Origin of the sequence: Cupriavidus sp. UYPR2.512 (genome assembly GCF_000379565.1) — a bacterium.
Taxonomy (GTDB): Bacteria; Pseudomonadota; Gammaproteobacteria; order Burkholderiales; family Burkholderiaceae; genus Cupriavidus.
This window is the reverse complement of the sequence record NZ_KB903135.1, coordinates 1-1,069: the sequence shown is the minus strand read 5'-3', so window position 1 is coordinate 1,069 and position 1,069 is coordinate 1. Positions and strand designations below refer to the sequence as shown.

Below are 1,069 nucleotides of genomic sequence, written 5' to 3'. Positions count from 1 at the left end.
AGCGGCCTCACGATTGCCCATCCATGTCAAGCGTTTTTTCGATTTCCAACTACTTTCTCGCCCCCGATTCGGGGCGCTGAATGTCTAAAGTCCAGTTATCATAATGCATCTAGTAAATTAACATCCATTAAAGTACTTTCAGAAGGAACAGCTTCAGGCTTTCAAATCGCCCGATTCGGTTCAACTAATCGTGATTTCGACATGGTTGAGGTAGGCGGGTTCCATGATGATTTGCGCGCTGCGCGGGACATCGATTGGCTACCACTCGCCACACGTGACCTGCGCGTCCAACTCGATCGAGCCAGAGGTTTTCGACTTGCCCCGAAACCAGCATCGCAAGCAAGCTCTTGCGAAGCTAGTTACGTCCGACCACGCAGCTCAGCGTATTGTCGCTGGCAAGGTCGAGCGAATCGAATGGTGTGCCGCCGTTGCCGAAGCGAAACGAAAAGTGAAGGATCCTGTGCAACGTGCTGCGGATGTTACGCAAGCCAAAAGAGGCTCAGGAGAACTGGTAGAGATATTGTCAATTGTGGTGTATGAAGGCTGATCGTGGCCGGCATCAGGCGGCGAGTTTCTGCTGAACCGGCGGATTGCCTTGCGCCGGGGTTCCGTCCTTGAAGGGAACGCCCTTCAAGAGCAGTTCGATGTGTTCGGCGCCATTGATGGGGCGCCATGTTTTCTCGGCTTCCTCGATCAGCTTGAAGGCCAGGCCAAGGAAGGTTGCTCGTGACACACAATTGCGCGTGCGCGTCGTGCGGTGACGCACGGTCGCGAAGGTCGACTCAATCGCGTTCGTCGTGCGGATGTGCTGCCAGTGCTCGGCCGGGAAGTCGTAGAACGTCAGCAGGCTGTCTCGATCTTTGGTGAGCACGCCGGTGGCCTTGGGGTACTTGGCGCCGTAGATCGTCACAAAGCGATCGAAGGCAGCAAAGGCATCTGCGCGGGTGGCCGCCATCCAAATCGCCTGCAGATCTGCCTTGGCGCGGCCATGCTGGGATTTTGGGGTTCTGTCGCGATAAGGAATTAAGGGCGACCGAGGGTGGCGAGAGCGCCGCGGTCATATGGCCAA

1 protein-coding gene and 1 pseudogene are annotated in these 1,069 nt (G+C 56.3%); one reads left to right on the top strand and one right to left on the bottom strand.

Features of this window, described 5'->3' with window-relative positions:
* Nucleotides 1-223 precede the first annotated feature (223 nt).
* On the top strand, nucleotides 224-547 hold the full coding sequence (locus A3A5_RS43565) for a hypothetical protein (protein ID WP_157637287.1): 324 nt from the start codon (nucleotides 224-226) through the stop codon (nucleotides 545-547).
* A 12-nt stretch (nucleotides 548-559) separates the two neighbouring features.
* Here the strand turns inward: A3A5_RS43565 and A3A5_RS0123475 are convergent.
* Nucleotides 560-1,003 (bottom strand): annotated as a pseudogene (locus A3A5_RS0123475) (IS256 family transposase); the annotation flags it as partial.
* Between the last annotated feature and the right edge of the window lie 66 nt (nucleotides 1,004-1,069).

Coding starts and splice junctions, on each gene's coding strand:
- A3A5_RS43565 (WP_157637287.1), top strand. CDS start 224: ATGATGATTTGCGCGCTGCGCGGGACATCGATTGGCTACCACTCGCCA.